Origin of the sequence: uncultured Ruegeria sp., assembly GCF_947489545.1 — a bacterium.
Lineage (GTDB): Bacteria > Pseudomonadota > Alphaproteobacteria > Rhodobacterales > Rhodobacteraceae > Ruegeria.
Genome location: NZ_CANLDZ010000015.1, coordinates 1 through 17,594, shown reverse-complemented (window position 1 = coordinate 17,594; position 17,594 = coordinate 1). Strand labels below are relative to the sequence as shown.

The window sequence follows — 17,594 nt, the reverse complement described above, 5'->3', positions numbered from 1 at the left end:
TCGACAAACGTTTCTCCGCAGTGGAAAACAGTTACAACTCTGTTGGCCCGCTTAGGTCTCACTCAAAACCACGTCCTCTACCTGGAACCCGGAACATATCCCGCTTGATGGCATCCTGATGGTCCCCCCAGGGGGCTGCGTTGATTTTGTCCTGCTGGAAGAGTAACCGCAGCGCACCTTTGAACCCTGACGAACCCTGCGGCGCGACATCAATCCCGCGTGGTGGTACAGTGTTGTGTTTGACCAGCTGATCGATTTCCCGGATTGTAAACACCTTGTAGAGTTTTTCAGCCAGGGCGTTCCTGCGATTTTCCGGCGGCTCAGCGCCACTGGACAGCTCTTCCAGAACAGACAGGCGATCCTTGCGCAACTCATCCGGATCGGGCAGGGGCTCGATTACGGTCGCGCGCACGACCGCTTTGGCCAGATCTCGTGTGTTTTCGGGAAGGTCTTTTGGCAGGAAAGCCGTGGCACGGGCGATCGCGCGGTCTGTATTGGTTGCCTCATAATCTGACGGGACCATGTCTTGCAGGCGAGCCTGCAAGACTTTGTCGTACCTGGCGGCGTTTTTGGAGTTGAGAAAATCAAACGGGTTTTTGCCTCGGTGGACCGCCTTGACAGTATAGTGGTCATCCCGTTTTTCTCTGGATCCGCTTTCCTTCAGAACCATATCGATGACGTCCAGCTTGACGGCATTGATATGCCGACGGCGCGCGATTTCATGCGCGGCCGCTTCGACCTTCTCTGGATCGTCCGGGGCAAAGCGAGCACCGTCGGCCAGCAAACTGCGGAGATCGCCACGCAGGTTGGCGCGCTGATGCACGGGATTTTTGCCGTCGATATGCTGCGTGACAGCAGAAGCCAACGAGCGAGCCAGGTGCCCAAGCCGCGGCGGGGCAGGGCGAGCGGGCGCGGTTGACTGTGGGATCTCCCGCACGGGTGCAGGCTCCTCAATCAATGGCTGGCCGGTATCGATCACCAGTGTGCCGTCAGCGCTGCGTGTCAGCGTGGCCCGGTCGTCAACCGTCATCCGGGGACTGTTTTCCTTGTAGGCCTTGAGAAAACTTTCGACAAAGCCGGGCCCCCGGGATCTGTACGGCACGAACGCCTTAAGCACGGCCCGCGCTGCGGCGGCTTCGCTGTTCGGGATGAGATTGGAGAGCCGTCGGGGTGACGGAAGCCGGATAGGTGACCCGCCGCGTCGGGCATAGGGAGGCAATGTTCGCGTCTGTGCCGGGGCCTCGGGGGCGTTCGGAATCTGCTCGACCACCTGAGCCTCGAGCGTTTCAATGCCGGGGCCAGAGCGGACAATGTGCGCCTGCTTGGCATAGAGAGCGAGACCGCGGCGGAAGTGAGAGGCAAGATCAGCCTCGCCCCGGGTCTCTGCCAGTTCCGCCCCCCGGGCCAGCACCAGGGCCGCAGGCATGGCCTTGCCATCACGCCCCGGTCCGGCTGTGGCCAGCGCCAGACGCTCCGCGCGCGCCAGAATGTCTTTTGTACCGCGCTGTCGAAGGCTGGATTTTCCCTGCAGCCGAATGGCATGCCTGACAAAACCGTCGAGCCTGTGCCGCACGTCCGGAGCCGGAGCTGTACCGGTCTCGCGGATCGCACCCGCCATCACCTCACCGATTGCTTCCGCACCGATGCCTGCTGGCAGTCCATCAGACCCTTTCAACCGCAGGGCTTCACCGCGCGCAGCCTGCCGCATCGCAAGCGCAGGATCAAAGCTGTAATCCAGTGCCCCCCGCGCCCGTCCGTCTGTCTGCAGGATCTTACGAACAACGGAGATGCGCCGGTCTTCGCTGGCTGGCACCACCACGTTGAGCCGGTCCTTATGCAACGCCATTCCCGTGTTCAGAACTTCACGGCTCATGGCCGGGTTGACCAGCAGATGCACGGACCCATGGCCCTGACACCGCGCCCCATTCACGGTGCTTGCGAAGGCAAAGCGGTACCGGAACGCCTCATCCTCACCCTTGAACACAACTTCCTTTTCGGCGCCGCCAGGTCTGCGCAGCCGGATCCGAACACTCTCCGCATCCCGCGACACCACATCGCCGATGCTGCCGGGCCCCAGTGCCGCAGCATCGTAATATTCCGTCAGGGTAATCCGGTCCCCAACCTGCAAGGCCGCAACCGATCCTGTATGCTGCGCCGTGTTTTTGAATGCCGCCCGCTCCGGCATGATCTCGTCCAGCTCCGCGCGGATTGCCGTGTTGAGCTTTTGTACCTCGGCACCCGACCAGGCCAGTGCGATCTTTGTTTCGGAGCCATCTGTCACATAGTTCCGCGCAAGGGTCTCGATCGTCGCGTGTGAGGTGCCACCAGCCTGGAATACACCTGCTGCTTCCAACGCTTTGAGTCCTTGCGCCGCCCGCTCGCCCTGCTCCGGTGCTGCCAGATCCGCCAGTGCCTTCGCGAGCCCCGGATCGCTCTGCCGGTGGCTCTCCCCGAGCGCAATCGATCCCATGCGCGCCTCCAGCATCTGCCAGATCGGCCCTGACCCAAACGGACCGGGTTGTTCCGGATCCGCCAGCATCACCATCTGCGCACCGCTCTTCTCTACCAGGTCAAAAAGACGTTTGCCGGTTTCCGCATCGAGCTGGCCCGCGTCATCGAGTACGATCATGCTGCCCGCTGTGAGCGACAGCAGAGGATCAGCCCCCTCGGAACCTGCCGATGCCAGTTCCGTAAAGTGACGCGCACTGAACACCCGCCGCTCTCCGGCCTCCCGCAAGGCCCCAAGCCCCGCCCCGGTGGGGGCGAGCGTATAGACATGATCGGACCCGGCCTCGCGATACCCTTTGGCCAGCATGCTTACCAGCCTTGTCTTACCGGAGCCGGACCCGCCCCGAACAAGGCTGAGTCGGGACCCGTTTGCAACATCGCGCAGCGCCTTCGCTTGCTGCTCGTCCAGTCCGTGCCGGCGGCCAAGCTGGTCAAGTAGAGCACCATCCGGGCGAGGAGTCTTTACATCCCGCCCCGGTAGATGGGTACTGAGCCCCAGCCGCAGGCCCTGATCGACAACACCCGCCTCGAAGGCAACCTGTGATTTTGTGCTGTAGATCCGACCCTCACCACCGATTCCCTCATCACTCATAATGATCAGATCCGGATGCTGCATCGCCTCGCGGAAGAGGCGCAGGAAGGTGGCGGGATGTTGGGTGACACGGGTCAGCGCACCTGCCACATCCGCCGCGCGCAGGTTTGATTGCTGTTTCAGAAGATCATCCACCACCTTTGCAGGGCTGGACGTATAGCCCCATGGATCTTCACCGACCAACGCCTGCCCCTGTGTGAACTCCGCCTTCAGCAGCCCGCTGATCCGGTTGGCAACCCCCGACAGATGCGCATCCGCTTCGAAGGCCACAACGGGAGCCGGAGTGTCTTCCGGCAGCAGATCGGCACGGGGCTCAACCACCCCTGGGGTGGCCGGCCCGGGTGAAGACCGGCGTGGTGACAGGGAAGTGCTGGTCGGATCCGCATCGGGATCGTCCAACCGCAGATATGCGCTGCGCAGCATTGCGGCCTCCAGCGCAGCCATGTCCTCCAGCCGGTCTTTCGGAGCATACAGCTCGAACGCCTGGTGATGCCGGGTCGCCATTACGGTGAGCACATGCCGGTTCATATAGCCGTGGCCAAGCCCATAGACATAGTCTTTGGACATGCCCTGGGACTTGTGAACCGTGGTGGCATAGCCATAGTCGAAGCTGCTGAACTCCTTCAGATCGACCGTAACCGGCCGGGTATGCTTATCGATCAGTATGTCCACCTGCTGCGCCCGGATCACCTGGACCGTGCCAAAGCTCGACTTCGGGATCCGCAGCCCGCGATGGCTCGCCGTGAACATGATGCGATCGCCCGTGCGCAGCTTCAGCGGCAGGTGGATTTTCCGCTCCCGCTCTCCGTCCCGCAGGATCCGCACGATCTCGCCGCAGTCCCGCTCCGGACCCTGCAACTCACCGCGCTGACCCGCCTCCGATCGCAACGCCGCGTTCAGGGCCCAGACATCCCTGTTTGTATAGGCCAGCGCAATCCGCTTACCAGGTGCGCCACGCTCGAAACATCTCTCAGCGATCTGTGCGATGGCTCCAGACACATCTTCGGTAAAGCGGATATCGCCCTTATCATGGTAAAACCGCAGCGCGCTGATCGCCTCGCTGCCGCCTTCTTCCAGCTGTTTCGAGGCATGGCGTTCGAGATGGTTCTCCTGCCGGATCACCTCATACATCGCGGTGAACCCGATCTGCTCCTGATCCATCAGAACCAACTGTGCGCTACTTTCGCTGGTCGGCTGCAGCTGCCCCGGGCCACCCACGGCGACCAGCTTACCGCCAAGCGCATCAATCCGCTTTTGGACCCGCGCCCAGGTGTCGCCACCCACCATACCGGCCTCATCCATGAAGAAGACAAACCGGCCCGATGCCGGCCGCCAGCCCCGCTCCCAGCGCGACTCCCAGGCCGCCAGCGTCGCAACATCCAGATGTTTTACATCCGTGGCCAGCTGTTGGGTCATCGCGCCGGATGACGCGCCGCCGATCACCTCGTAGCCGCGCGCCTGCCAGACTTTGGCCGCCTCGCCGATCACGTAGCTCTTGCCCGCTCCGGGATCGCCTGTCACCAGGGTCAGCCGCTTTGCGTCCAGCATCGCCAGCGCTCCCGGGCGCTGCCCTTTTGTCAGGCTGGGGGACAACAGATCGAGATGGGCCTGTTCATCCACATCAAACCTGTCTGTCGCCATGGCCACACCCCGGGAGATCAGGTCCATCTCCACAGCCGAGCGCGCGCCGGTGCTGTATTGCGCCTGTCCGCCCGGTCCTGCCTGCGCGATCTGCACCACTTCGGGCATGTCGAGCACCAGCTCAGCCAGGTCCCGCGCCTCTCCGCGACCCGCTTCGAGATAAGAACGGGCGGAACGGACAAGCTCCTCCTCCGTAAAGATCGCTCGTTCCGCCGCAACCAGGCTCAGCATGTGTTCGGGATGTGCCCGCAGGAACGCCGCGTTCGCCGCGCGGATCTCCGCACTGGCAGGGCTCTCCAACACCGGAGCAGGGGCTTGAGACCACGGATCTGGCAGGTCATCCACCAGGCGCGGTTCAAGCCCTTCGATGCCCGGTCCCCGCCGGGCTTCTTCAGCGCGCGCGCCATAGAGATCAAGACCACGCTGGAACCGCTCTGCAAGAGCATCCTCCCCAAGAGCTTCCGCGGCAACCGCCCCGCGCGCCAGGGCCAGCGCTGCCGGCAGGCTGCGTCCGTCGCTGCCCGAACCGGCCCGGTCCAGCGCCAGCTGGTCAGCGCGTGCTTCTATTCCGGGCGGCAGGCGTCTTCGCAGGCTTTGCCAGTCGTCTTCTCCAGCAACGTGGCGCACCATATCGGTCAGCGCGCTGCGCGTTGCATTTGTCGGCGCGGTCCCTGTCTCGAGAATCTGCCCGCCGATCAGCTCCGCCATCACTTCGCCACCAATGCCATGGGGCAGGGCGCGGGCAGGGCGCACGTCTGTCGGCCCTATCATATCCGGAGTGGATGTTTCCGGAACACCTGTCTCGGTTCTGACAGTCTCCGGCCCCATCCAGAGCGCCAGCCGTTCCGCGCCCTCAACGATCGCATCCTCGCGCAGCTCCATCGCCTGGCCCCGCAGTGCTTCCCGCGCCGCCAGCGACACATCAAACCCGTAATCCAGCGCACCCCGGCCGGTTCCATCCTTCCGCTGGATGGCCCGCACCGCACGCCCCAGGTTGTCCTCTGGCACCGGCAGAACCACGTTCAGCGCGGTCTGGTGCAACAACATAGCCGCATCCAGCACATGACGGGTCATGCCCGGGGTGGCCAGTACATGCACCGACCCGTGGCTCCTGCCAGCAGCCCCATGCACCGTGCAGGCAAAGCCGAAGCGATAGCGGAAATCCCGATCCTCCACCGAGAAGGTCAGATGCCGCTCCGTCCCGTCGGGCGCGGCCATCAGCAGCGCAACTCCGTTGTCATCATGGCGCAGGACCTCGCCCTCGCTGCCAGCAGGCAGGTTTGCGCCGAAATACCCGCCCGCGAGCAAGATCCGATCGCCTGGGCGCAGCGCTGCGATTGATCCGATCGGGGCCTCGGCAAGCTCCTTACTATTCCCGAAAGGGCTCGCCGTTATCGTTCGCTCGGGATAGCGCGCATCCATGTTCTCACGGATCAGCTTGTTGAGCTCATTCACATCCGCCCGGGCCTGGGCAACCACGAGTTTCGAGGACACCGCGTCGCGCACATAATCCTTCGCTATTCGGTCCAGCGCCAGGACTCTTGTCTCTCCCGCCTGGAACACTCCCTCTGTCATGAGCCCGGAAAGCCCCCGTTCCGCCGGACCTTCCCTTTGCGGATCGCCGGGAACGCCCGTCGGGGCCTGCCGGAACGCTTCCAGCAACTGTTTGCGCACCGGGTCGACCTGACGCAGGCTGTCCCCGAGACGGTGCCCACCAACCCGATCCTCCAACATCCGGAAGACCGGGCTGGCCTCCAGGGCAGCAAACTGGTGCGTATCCCGCAACGCCACGATCTTGGAGCCATGAGTTTCTGCAAGGCCGATCAGGCGATCCGCTGTTTCCGCACCCACGAGACCGGCATCGTCGAGGACGATCACGCTGCGCGGCATCAGCGCAATCCGCCCGTCTGCGACCCGCTCCTCGAACTGGCGGATGCTCATCGCCCCACTTTCTCCGGCCCGTCGTAACCGGTCGACGCCGGCGCTCGTGGGCGCGATCGCGTTGACCTCTTTCACTCCGGCCACGCGGTATGCCCGCGCCAGCGCCCCTGCAACCCGGGTCTTGCCGGATCCCGATGGGCCGCTGACAAGGCTCAGCCCCGGCTGATCGATCGCGGACCGGAATGCGGCCTCCTGTTCCCGGGTCAGACCGGAGCTTTGGATTTCGGCTGACAGGAGCGCTTCTTCCCCAATTCCGTGCAGGGATTGGCCGAAGGCCTTCGACCGGGCTGTTCCTGCATGAGGCAGATGTTCCAGCAGCGACAACCGTACACCACGATCAAGGACATTCATCTCCTGGGCCACCTGCGTCCGCCTACTGTAGATCCGTCCTTCACCATTGCGGCCACCCTCGTCGAGGATGACCAGGTCAGGATGTTCCATCGCCTGCTTGAAGAGCCGCAGGAAGGTCTCCGGGTCCTTGGTGATCCGCGACAGCACATCCGCAACATCCGTCGCCCGGAACACCGCCTGCCGCTCCATCATCTCGTCGATGACCCGCCAGGGATCCTGCGCATAACCTTGCGGGTCCTCTTCCAGGATCGGGTCCCCGTCCACGAATTCCGCCGAAAGCAGGCCGCCCACGCGCGAGGCTATACCTGACAGATGTGGATCGCCGATGAACCTTTCCCGGACCAGCTTCTGCACGGTCTCGCTGACGGGTATGAGATCCAGTCGGTCCTTCGCAAGCCCACTTTCCACCAGCCCGGTACCTGCACGCCGGATCTCGTCTGGTTCCTCGGACCCGTCGATCCACAGGTGGCTTTTGGTACCGAACAGATCCTTCAGGTCTTCGAGTGTCTCGATCCGGGCCTCCGATACGTAGAGATCCACCCCCTCTTCATGCCGTGTCATCGCCACGTTGCCCAGGTAGCGATTCATCCGGGGATGCGCCAGGATATGTACTCGTTCTTTCGACATGCCCTGCATTTTATGGATCGTTGCCGCGTAGGCGTAATCGAATCTGTTGAACGCCTCCAGGTGCACCCGCACCGGGGTATCGGCGCCATCAAGCAGGATATCCAGCGCCTTGTAGGGCATTGCCACCACCGAACCCATGCTGGACTTCGGGATGCCCAGATCGCGATGGGAGGCTGTGAAGATCAGCCGCTCGCCCTCCCGCACCAGGAGCGGCAGCTTCAGGCGCACATCGTGAAAACCCCGGTGATCGATCCGAATGATCTCTCCCAGGTCCTGTTCCCGCTCCCCCAGCACGCCGCGATTGATTGCCTCGGCGCGCAGCAAATCCTGCAGCGCCCATACGTCGCGGTTCGACACCGCACCTGCTATCCGCTCATTGCTATGACTGACAGGTGCATCAAAATACCCCTGGACCAGCTTTGCAAAGGTTTCCTCGTTGTTTTCCAGGAAGTGAATATGGCCTGCACCATCGTAGTAATCGAGCGCTTGATCTATATGTTTCCCGCCCTGTGCCAGCTGCCAGGACGCTTTCAGATCGTCTTCGTTGTTCTGCCGCACGATCTGGTCCATCAACACCGGGTCTTTTACTTCCAGCAGAGCATCCACGATGCTTGAATCCATGACCGGCTGCAGCTGCTCGCCATCACCCGAAACGATCAGCTTGCCTCCCATGTCCGAGACCCGCTTGAGCACCCGCACCAGGGTATCACCCCCGACCATGCCAATCTCGTCGAGGAAGAAGACAAACTTGCCTTGTATGGGCAGAGCGCCCCGGGCCCAGCGAGACTCCCAGGCCGCGAGGCTGGCGATCTCCATCTCCGGTATTGTGGAGAGTTCCTGGGTGGCCTTACCCGAGATTGCCCCACCCAGGACCTCATACCCGCGGGCTTTCCAGACCTTTGCGGCCTCCCCGATGGTGTAAGTCTTTCCCACGCCACCGTAGCCAGTAACCAGCGACAACCGATCCGGGCTGACCATCTCCAGCGCCGCATTGCGCTGCGTCTCCCGGAGACCCTCGGACAGCAGATCCAGCCGGTCGGACCCATCCACATCGAGCGACTGACGCGCCAGAACCTTTGCATCGAGAACGAGATTGCGCTCCCTGTAGGCCCGGGCCCGTGTGGTCAGGCCGGGCCATTCTTCACCCTTCCGATCCTCAATCGTGCAGTCCAGTTCCACCAGCTCCCGCGACGCCATCGCAGTATTCACCAATGACCTGACCTCATCTTGACCGGCATCATCGAGCCGCCTTTTGAACTCGTTTTCAATATCCTGCTCGGAGAAGATCGTGGCCTTCGCCGAAACCACGGTAAGCACATGCTCGGGATTGGCACGAAGGTAGGCGGCATTGTCGCGCCGCACCTGGGTGATACGGTCCTTCTCCCGGGCCAGATCGCCGGACTGTTCTGCATGCTCGGCGACATGCGGGTTGTAGCTGTCCGGCTTCAGCTCGATACCTTGTTCTTCCAACGTGCGGTGATCGATCCGCTGGTGCAGGCCCGCCCGTTCGAGGGCTATATTGGCCGCATTTGCCCATTCCATCCGCCAGCTGCGGAGCAGGGATTTATGGTCCCATGCCATATTCTTTTTGCCCCACGCATCGGGTCCGAGATCCCGCATACTGGCCATTACGTGGATATGCGGGTTGTCCTCGAGATCGTGGAACGTGCAATCTGCGATCATGCCGCGCTCTGCAAAGCTGCGCTGCACGAACTCCCGGCCGAGCTTGACCTTCTCTTCAAAACTCAGCTCCAACGGCAGCGCAAAGGTTACGCTACGGGAAAGCCGGGCTCTGTCACGACGGGAGTGTTTGCTGTAAACCTCGATGAGGGTCAGGTCTTCCCACAGCTTTGTGGATACTTTTGCCACTTCGGTCCGTGCCTCCGGGCTGTCACCGAGAAATGTCAGGTAGCGCTGTTTTGCCCAGTCGGGTGCATCCTCTGGAACTGCGATCCAGGTATGAGCTACTTCGTCTTTACCACCATAGTCGAAGGTACGACCTGTCGTGATATCTTTGACCTTGATGCCATGACGATAGGCGGCAGCTGCGATGGCTCCGTTTCCGCTGCCGCGGGACAAAATGCTGACGTTGAAATAATAGACCGCCATGGGGGATTGGAGCACCGTTTGTATGAGATGTCAATCTCATACCTAAACGTGCTTGTGTTGATTTCTCACAAAATCATTTCGGATAGCTTCCTTCAACTGGCTGCGCCCCTTTTCAGCGCCCTGTTCCAGCGGTAAGCCCCAGATTTGCCACGAAGTGCCAAAGGCGAAGTTGACACCGACCCTCTCAGATCGACCGACATCGCGAGGTGCTAGCCGTGCGGCGCTGGTGCCAGACAGGACGGGCAGGGTATTGATCCGCCCCGCTGCACTGGCAGCCTTCCGACTGCAGGGCTTTCAGCGCTCGCGCGCTGGCTGTCCTGGCCGGAACGACAGCCACATACCCGGAACGCCGGCGCCTATGGCAAACATGGCCGTCTGGGGCGGCCTGCAGAAATCGCCACAGGCGCGATATCCGGGCCACTGAGCGCGGTTTCTTTATTTTGGCAGGAGCAGACCCCCGTTAAGCCCGCTCTACGGCGCGCTCGGGGGCTCACCGGAGCCCCATCACACGTACAAAACACCTTCTGGCCCCTCAACCAGAAGGGCATAAGAACTGGCATTACCAGTCTTTATGCCCAGTTGTTTATCTGGGCTATAACTTGATAGTTGCTGGCTATTGCGATTGCTATTGCCCGGTATTTTGCCAGTTGGTTACATTGGCAAACGTAGTGCAACTAGCCCTGATGTTATCTGGATGATCAACAGGCAATTGCCTTTGCACTTTACCGGAACGAAGGGAAACGCTCATGGCCGGACAACCGGGCGCGTTCGAAAACGCCCTCCAAAATATTAGAGACGCCGCCAAATCAGAAGAGGGGCCTGCCAAAGAGGACCCCGCACTCGGCCCGGGCGCCAAGCCGAAGACCGCCACAGCCAATCCGAAGCCGAAGTCCTCACCGGTTCGCTCACTAAAGGGGCGGAGAAAACCCGGGACCGAACCCTTCAATCACCGCATCGATGTCGAAATCAAAGCCTACCTCTACGACATAGCGCTCGCCAACGACTGGACCATGAACCGCACCTTGCGCGAAGCAGCCAAAGCTTTGGCAACAGCACGGGGCGATAAGAAAGGGGCAGGGCTGTGACAGCGCGACCGCTTTCCGACGTTTCTCAGCAATTGGGGCCGCCTGGGCGGCCCCGGCACCCAACCTATGAAAGTCTGGCCCGAAATCTTCCGGAGGAAATTTCGGCTCTCCAATATCCCCGAACCGGGGGGTTCGAAGGGGGGCACCCCCTCGGCGACTGCGCAGCCATTGGCTGCGCACCGGTCGCGCGGTGCAATCGCACCGCACATTAACCCGCTGATGCGTTGACCACGACGCAGGGCGATAACAAAGGAAGCGAACTTTGAGCGCACATGTCTGGGCCACTGCCAGCACCAAGGGCGGTGCAGGGAAAACAACACTCATCGCGATCCTAGCCGGAGAGATAATGAGGCTTGGCGGAACCGTCGCGCTTATCGATGGCGATCCGAACACACCACTGCTCAACTGGGTGAACCGGTCGGACCTGGCGAAACGGATCCCGGTCATCGTTGACACCGATCCGGAAGGCTCCGAATTGGAGAGTAACATAGAGAAGGCATCCGGGCAGGCGGAGTTCGTTTTGCTGGATACGGAAGGCACGGAAAACGCGCGATCGGCGCTGGCCGCTCAACTGGCCGATCTGGTTCTGATCCCGATGCAATATTCCGCCCTCGATCTGAACGAGGCCACCAAGGTCAGGACCTTTCTCACCAAGCTGGAAACCCGAACCGGCCGAGCTCGACCAAACGTGATTGTTCCGACGCGGGTTCCGGCCGCCATCAGGTCGCGAACTCAAAAAGGCATTGGAGACCAGCTTACGGCCCAAGGCTTCCCGGTGCTGGATCCACCGGTGTTGGAAAAAGACGCCTACCGCCAGATATTCAGCGAAGGATGTCTGTTGCAGGATTTGCCACCTGCGCCCGCACTAACGTCGGCGCATCAAAATGCGCAGGCGCTTCTGCAAGGGCTGGCCGCAATCTACGGCGCAGCACATGCGGCATGAAGGGCCTGCTCTCCGCGATACTGCGCCCCGCGATCCTCTGGATGGTCGCGATCTCCGCAGTCACCGCGGTCGAGACCCGGTTCGGGCTACCTCAACTGACCTACCTTCTCGTGATCATCTTCGCTCTTTTCTGGGGCGTTGAAGCCATAACATGTTGCCTCGTCTGGTCGCCGTCCGAGGGAACCCGCGATGCTTTGGGCTTGCTCACCGCTTTTGTGTTGTTCCGATACTGGCCGAACATCGAGGGCGGTCTCACGGTGCAGGCCACCGGGCCACAATACCAGTTTCTAACAGAATCCGATCTGACAACGTGGTTGATTGCGGGCGTGGCGATCTCCGATTGGCTGTTGCCATGGGTGTTGATTGTCTCGACCGGGATACTTGCGCTTGGCAATGTCATCCGCCTGTTGCGACCAAAGCCATCAAACAAGCCAACCACAGATGCGGCGGGGGCAGGTCCGGTTTCAGCCGCTCCCCGTCAAAGCGGCTACGTAGCATCTGAAGAAAATCCTCTCGACACATTCCGGCGTTTCTAAGCAATTGGGGCCGCCTGGGCGGCCCCGGCACCCAACCTCTGAAAGTCTGGCCCGAAATCTTCCGGAGGAAATTTCGGCTCTCGGATGTCTCCGAACCGGGGGGTTTCGAAGGGGGGCACCCCCTCGACGACTGCGCAGCCATTAGCTGCGCACCGGTCGCGCGGTGCAATCGCACAGCAGGTCTTTTCAATTGTTATGAAACAGGCGATCTGCCCAACATCGTGCGGAAACGCAGAAAAGCGGCCCCGAGGGGCCGCAAACTCTCACAGAAAAAGCTTGGTGAACGCTGCAGCACCGGCGAAGAACGCGGCACCAACAATCAAGAGATACCAACGGTTCTCAGTATTGATCTTGGCCGTTTCCGCGACAAGCTTTGCGATCTCGGCGCGCATCTTATCGTCCTGGAGTCTGACTTCAGCTTCGGTCATGTCGTTCATGCTCATGATGATTTCCTTTGAATATAGGTTGAAAACCGTCTGAAAGCAAAGCGAACTCGCCCGCCCTGCACGGTCGCGGGCATTTGGACACGCCGAGTCAAGGACCGCTGAAGGCGGCGTGCGAGCGCCGCGCCTGCGCGGCGTGAAGTCCTTTACCGGTGTGGGATAATGACAAGACCGTGTGGGGGTGGGCCGCCCGGCCCTGGGCCGCGCCCGGCGCGGGCCAGGTTAACAGCCGGGCACGAATGGCACGGGATCCGACTGGCGCAACGTGCAAATGATGCGACTGGCCGGACCTGCAACGGTTGTGGGTTCAAATTGAAACAGGCGATCGCCCAACATCATGCGAAAACGCAGAAAAGCGGCCCCGAGGGGCCGCAAACTGTCAGGTTCCGATGAAGTTCAATATTGCTGCCGTGATTGCCGTCGTGGCACCGATCAGCGCAGCTGCAGCCAGAAACGGTGCTAAGAAGGTATTGACGCCGATCTGTTTTGTTTCAGCAATCAGCTTCGCCACTTCAGCGCGTAGTTTCTCATCTGTCAGTTTGACTTCGGCTTCGGTCATGTCGTTCATGCTCATTGATGATCTCCTTTGAATATAGGTTGAAAACCGTCTGAAAGCAAAGCGAACTCGCCCGCCCTGCACGGTCGCGGGCATTTGGACACGCCGTGTCAAGAACCGCTGAAGGCGGCGTGCGAGCGACGCGCTTGCGCGGCGCGAAGTCCTTTACCGGTGTGGGATAATGACAAGACCGTGTGGGGGTGGGCCGCCCGGCCCTGGGCCGCGCCCGGCGCGGGCCAGGTTAACAGCCGGGCACGAATGGCACGGGATCCGCCAGGCGCAACGTGCAAATGATGCGACTAGCCTGACCTGCAACAGTTGCGGGTTGTAATTGAAAAGTGCGATCTGACCAGCAAAAAAAGCTGACCGCAGCCTTATTCTCTTTCGACGGTGGTCACCCGACCTGCTTTCAATTCCTCACCCAGTTTTGCAATCAGCTTCTTGTAGAAGATGCGGCTAAAACTATGACCCGTTCCGATCTCAGAGATGTAGAAAGATGTTTCAAAAATCTCGCGGTTCCATTCAGAGAGAATGACCCACTGCGATAGGTTCCGGCTAAGGCCCGCACGTTGCACCTCGGTACGCGGAACTTCCACAGCCACCTGATCCGCAGTCGGCTCCTTAGTGGTGATCGGCAGCATGTAGACACGATGGCGGCCGGATCGTAGCGGGACAACCAGTGCGACACAACTTGGCCGCTCTTTGCATCCCTCTGACTCGCCGCGGTTAGCCTGCCAAGACCATAGATATGGGTAGTCAAAAACCTCGCCAGACTTCGGTAGATCAATCACGGCTCAACTCAGCATCAATAGCAGTCAGCATTTCTTCACGCACACCGTCTGGTACGGTGTCCAACTCAAACACCTCACGGCCATCTCTGCCTTTGGTCAGCGTTTCGTAATGCTCAGCGCTCATCAGGACATATTTTGCGCGACGATACTTCGTGATAGCGACAGGGCCGCGTAATGCAGTTTCGAGGATCTCTCCGGATTTGCGCGTGATATCTGTAGATGGGAATTGTTTCATCGCGACCTTCAATAATACGTAATATACAAAACTTTTGTATATTAGACAAGATCAAACCATCTTCGGCAAGATCACAAAATCATCCCCAAAGGTGACATGTAAGTCAGTTGATCGCCCGTCCATTTGCGGATCTCAGCCAGATGGCTGACCTCAGTTTCACCACCCGTTGTCAGCTGTTGAATGGTTTTCGGGTCGTTGGGATTTCCAGTTTCTTAACATAATTTCTATTACACCACTTATTGGTTACGCCATGCTCGCTCACTCCGTCTGCCAGTCATCATCGAGCGAGGATTGCACTCCGCTCTCTGTGATCGAAGCATTGTGCGTGGCGGTTTCGGTGCCCACTTCTGTACCGTCACCCGACATGTAGGCCTGTGCGAACTCAGTGCGCTTGAACACGGATCCATCTAGTTCGATTGTGGTGCGGTCCTCCGCCGTCGTGCGTGTAACAGATCCATCGTACCAAACCTTGATCCGTGTGCCGTCTGCAATCTGTACCACAACGGCCATGGGTTCGATCTGCACACCCAGCCAACCTTCATCGGTATCCCGCCGCGCGATAATCTTGTCAGACCGAAACTTGACCTGGACATCACCTGACAAACTGTTGCCGGTTGATTTCAGAACAACAAAAGCCTCCTGTTCGGCCGGGTTTGGATGGATGGTTGCACTTGCATTCTTAGGCGGCCAGACTTTGGCAGAGTCGCGCTTATTACCCTTCTTGTCGCGATGAAACCCGACATAAAGCTGGGCTTATCTCCAGATGCGCGTGGCCTTCCGTGTAAGTGCCGTGGATTTTGCAGTCATGTGATTGGACCTTTTGGAACGGATATCTCCAACTGGTGCTTACGGACGCCATGCGGATCTGACGGGTTAAGGTCGAAGGGCAAGGTATCAAGTGTGAACCGCCCAATGGAATACCCATGAAGAAAATCCAGCAGGTAGACTGGATCAGCTGGGTACGGCGCACAGTTCCACGCCTGGCGCAGGGCGGCGGCTTCGTTGGAAGAATGGGCCGCCACCCGGCACCGGGCCTCACGCCATTTATCGACGCGTTGTTTTCGGCTGCTTTTCTCCTGACGTTCCCACTGCGCGTTTGCGCATGACCTCATCTTCGCCTGGTTGTTGCTCAGAGATCTGATCCGCCAATAATGGAACAGCCTCGCGTTCCTTCTGTTGTTTGCGACGCAGGGCGGCAGGCTTGCGCGGTGTATCTTCGAAGGCAAAACGGGACCACATCTTGAACCTCATGGCATTTCCTCCAGACGGTGCGCATGGGCATCCAGCCGCCCGATGAGCGAGGCCATCAGTTCTCTCAGCGATGCCTGATCGGCGAGGATAAGTGCGGCGCGTTGACCCGCTGCCTGGGCGGCGACCTTGGGCGGCTGCGATTCTGTCATCTGGCCTGCAGGTGGCAGAACGCCCAGTCCGGCCAGCTCGTCGGTAAGGGGACGCAACATATCTGCCAGTGCTTCAGTATCGGCGCTGTTCGAGGTGGCGGATTTCACGATGAGCCGCAGGGTGTCCACCATCTTTTTGACGCGGCCTGTGTTTGTGTCGTTTTGGAATGCCATGTCGTTACCCTTTCGTGTCTTCCACGGCGCAGTCGCCTTTCCTCTTTGTGGTGATGCGGTTGCTGCTGTCGCCCGGCCTGTCCGCTTGCGTTTCGTTATGAGCACAGCAGGCCAAGGTAACGGCCTGCTGGCCTGTCCTCTCCCCCTGCCCCATCCGCGTTTTTCCCGGACGGGAGTGGGGGGCGATGGAAGAGGTCCGAAACGGATCCCGCCGGGTTGGTCAGGCTAAAAAACGGAAAGTTTGGCCCAAGGGGCTAAAAGCCGTTTTTTTGCTTGAGGCGTACAAGAAAGAAGATGTGATCCGCGTTTTCGCGGATCTCCAGTTGCGCCCTCCAGCCCGCCGGGATCGGTTACGAGACCTGTTCGCCCCCCCGAACCGTCGGGGAAACAAGCGCCGCAGCCCGCGTCTGGCGGGCTGCTCAGCCAATCATGATAATGTCGGGGCTGGGGTGAGTGCGCCCTGGCGCGTTGAACCCCTGCCCCGTCCATTGGATATCTGCGAGCCGCGCGCCTGGCGCGCGGATCTCCAAAGTCGATTGCGAAAGGCCGAGAGAAACGAGGGAATCGCGTTACCCTTTATGGGCCGAAACAACCTGATGCAGGTGACTTGCGGCCGCGGTTAAAGCTGGCTCGAATGAGACAGATTTCACCGCTCCCGGGCCGCAGGGAGATCGCGTCTGGTTGGTTCGGGTCGGATGCCGGTGCAACCGGCATCCGAGTAGCGACCGGTCCCGCTGCCTGTGGCGGCGGGATTTGCGCATATTACCCCCAACCTCATAAGACAAGAAAACGCCACCACCAGTCACAAAATTCCTGTTGAATTGTAATCCGCTAATGGAACCAAACTGGCGCAATATTGGAGAAAGTTTCCCGCCACCGACACGAAGGATGCGCGGCAGCGCCAGTCCTGCGGCAATGCGGACCCGAAGGGGCCGCGTTGGCGCGGGACACCCCTACCCGGCCGGGATTTGGTACAGGTATGATCTGTTGGGGGACGCGTCTTCGTTTGCGCAGGCCGCGAGTTATCCAGTTGTTGGGATTTCGACCCTGGGAGAAAGTGCTTTCGGCAGTCTTGCCGAAAGCGGTGTAATCTCGACGACCGGAGCAGACAACAAAGCGAACTCATCAGACAGAGAGCGACTTGTCTGTGGGTAACTCGCGGCCGCGTGCGCTTTGCGGGCGCTCAGAGCGAAGCGACCCGTCCTGTTGGCGGTGCGGGGCGCTCTGCCCCGCTCAGCTACAGGACTACCAGACCCGCCGCCCGGCCTGCTATACGCCGAAAAACAGCTTTGCCATTGCGACGCCAGCAGTTAGCAGCACACCGGCAAAGCCAGTGCCCACCGCAATAGGATACCAGCGGGATTCCGTGTAAATTCTTGAGGTTTCAGCATTCAACTTTGAAGCCTCAGAAATCAGCTTTGCGATTTCAGCGCGCATTCTGTCGTCTGCAAGTGCCTGTTCCGCTGCTGTCATATCGAGGTCGCTCATTGGTCTATTCTCTCAATCAAACATAAGGTGTATTGGGATGGATTGCCAGATTTTGCTTTGGCGCGGGCGGGGCAATGGCCCCGCCCGGTGAGGGGTCAGGATTTCGGTTTTGCGGGCGGGTCAACGCGCATTGCCTTGATGCCTTTGCGTTCTGCCTTGTCGGCCAAGTTCAGG

13 protein-coding genes are annotated in these 17,594 nt (G+C 60.3%); 3 read left to right on the top strand and 10 right to left on the bottom strand.

The window, feature by feature from the left end; genetic code table 11:
* Positions 1-58: 58 nt before the first annotated feature.
* Complete coding sequence (locus Q1B13_RS18295) at positions 59-9,769, bottom strand: AAA family ATPase (protein ID WP_299082976.1); 9,711 nt, start codon at positions 9,767-9,769, stop codon at positions 59-61.
* A gap of 746 nt (positions 9,770-10,515) precedes the next feature.
* Between Q1B13_RS18295 and Q1B13_RS18290 the strand changes: the two genes are divergently transcribed.
* The 3 genes from Q1B13_RS18290 (at position 10,516) to Q1B13_RS18280 (ending at position 12,333) form a co-directional block, all read left to right on the top strand.
* Complete coding sequence (locus Q1B13_RS18290) at positions 10,516-10,854, top strand: hypothetical protein (protein ID WP_299082977.1); 339 nt, start codon at positions 10,516-10,518, stop codon at positions 10,852-10,854.
* A gap of 262 nt (positions 10,855-11,116) precedes the next feature.
* On the top strand, positions 11,117-11,797 hold the full coding sequence (locus tag Q1B13_RS18285; protein ID WP_299082978.1) for a ParA family protein: 681 nt from the start codon (positions 11,117-11,119) through the stop codon (positions 11,795-11,797).
* On the top strand, positions 11,794-12,333 hold the full coding sequence (locus Q1B13_RS18280) for a hypothetical protein (protein ID WP_299082980.1): 540 nt from the start codon (positions 11,794-11,796) through the stop codon (positions 12,331-12,333). The genes Q1B13_RS18285 and Q1B13_RS18280 overlap by 4 nt, the downstream gene beginning before the upstream one ends.
* A gap of 263 nt (positions 12,334-12,596) precedes the next feature.
* Here Q1B13_RS18280 and Q1B13_RS18275 read toward each other — a convergent pair whose 3' ends face one another.
* The 9 genes from Q1B13_RS18275 to Q1B13_RS18235 all read right to left on the bottom strand — a co-directional run bounded on the left by Q1B13_RS18275 (position 12,597) and on the right by Q1B13_RS18235 (position 17,420).
* Positions 12,597-12,776, bottom strand: a complete 180-nt coding sequence (locus tag Q1B13_RS18275) for a hypothetical protein (RefSeq protein ID WP_299082981.1) — start codon at positions 12,774-12,776, stop codon at positions 12,597-12,599.
* Positions 12,777-13,155: 379 nt separating this feature from the next.
* A complete protein-coding gene (locus Q1B13_RS18270; protein ID WP_298937997.1) occupies positions 13,156-13,350 on the bottom strand; it encodes a hypothetical protein in 195 nt (64 codons plus the stop codon).
* Between the two features lie 356 nt (positions 13,351-13,706).
* On the bottom strand, positions 13,707-13,973 hold the full coding sequence (locus tag Q1B13_RS18265; RefSeq protein WP_299800168.1) for a hypothetical protein: 267 nt from the start codon (positions 13,971-13,973) through the stop codon (positions 13,707-13,709).
* 142 nt (positions 13,974-14,115) lie between these two features.
* Complete coding sequence (locus Q1B13_RS18260) at positions 14,116-14,358, bottom strand: type II toxin-antitoxin system prevent-host-death family antitoxin (protein ID WP_299082983.1); 243 nt, start codon at positions 14,356-14,358, stop codon at positions 14,116-14,118.
* Between the two features lie 258 nt (positions 14,359-14,616).
* Complete coding sequence (locus Q1B13_RS18255) at positions 14,617-14,961, bottom strand: hypothetical protein (protein ID WP_299082985.1); 345 nt, start codon at positions 14,959-14,961, stop codon at positions 14,617-14,619.
* A 200-nt stretch (positions 14,962-15,161) separates the two neighbouring features.
* Positions 15,162-15,380 carry a hypothetical protein gene (locus tag Q1B13_RS18250; RefSeq protein WP_299082987.1) on the bottom strand — a complete coding sequence of 73 codons (219 nt, stop codon included), beginning with the start codon at positions 15,378-15,380 and terminating at the stop codon, positions 15,162-15,164.
* 22 nt (positions 15,381-15,402) lie between these two features.
* Positions 15,403-15,609 carry a hypothetical protein gene (locus tag Q1B13_RS18245; RefSeq protein ID WP_299082989.1) on the bottom strand — a complete coding sequence of 69 codons (207 nt, stop codon included), beginning with the start codon at positions 15,607-15,609 and terminating at the stop codon, positions 15,403-15,405.
* Entirely contained in the window at positions 15,606-15,932 is a 327-nt protein-coding gene (locus Q1B13_RS18240) for a hypothetical protein (protein ID WP_299082991.1), read from the bottom strand. The genes Q1B13_RS18245 and Q1B13_RS18240 overlap by 4 nt, the downstream gene beginning before the upstream one ends.
* 1,269 nt (positions 15,933-17,201) lie before the next feature.
* The gene (locus Q1B13_RS18235) at positions 17,202-17,420 is read right to left on the bottom strand and encodes a hypothetical protein (protein ID WP_299082992.1); all 219 of its coding nucleotides are present in this window, start codon (positions 17,418-17,420) and stop codon (positions 17,202-17,204) included.
* Between the last annotated feature and the right edge of the window lie 174 nt (positions 17,421-17,594).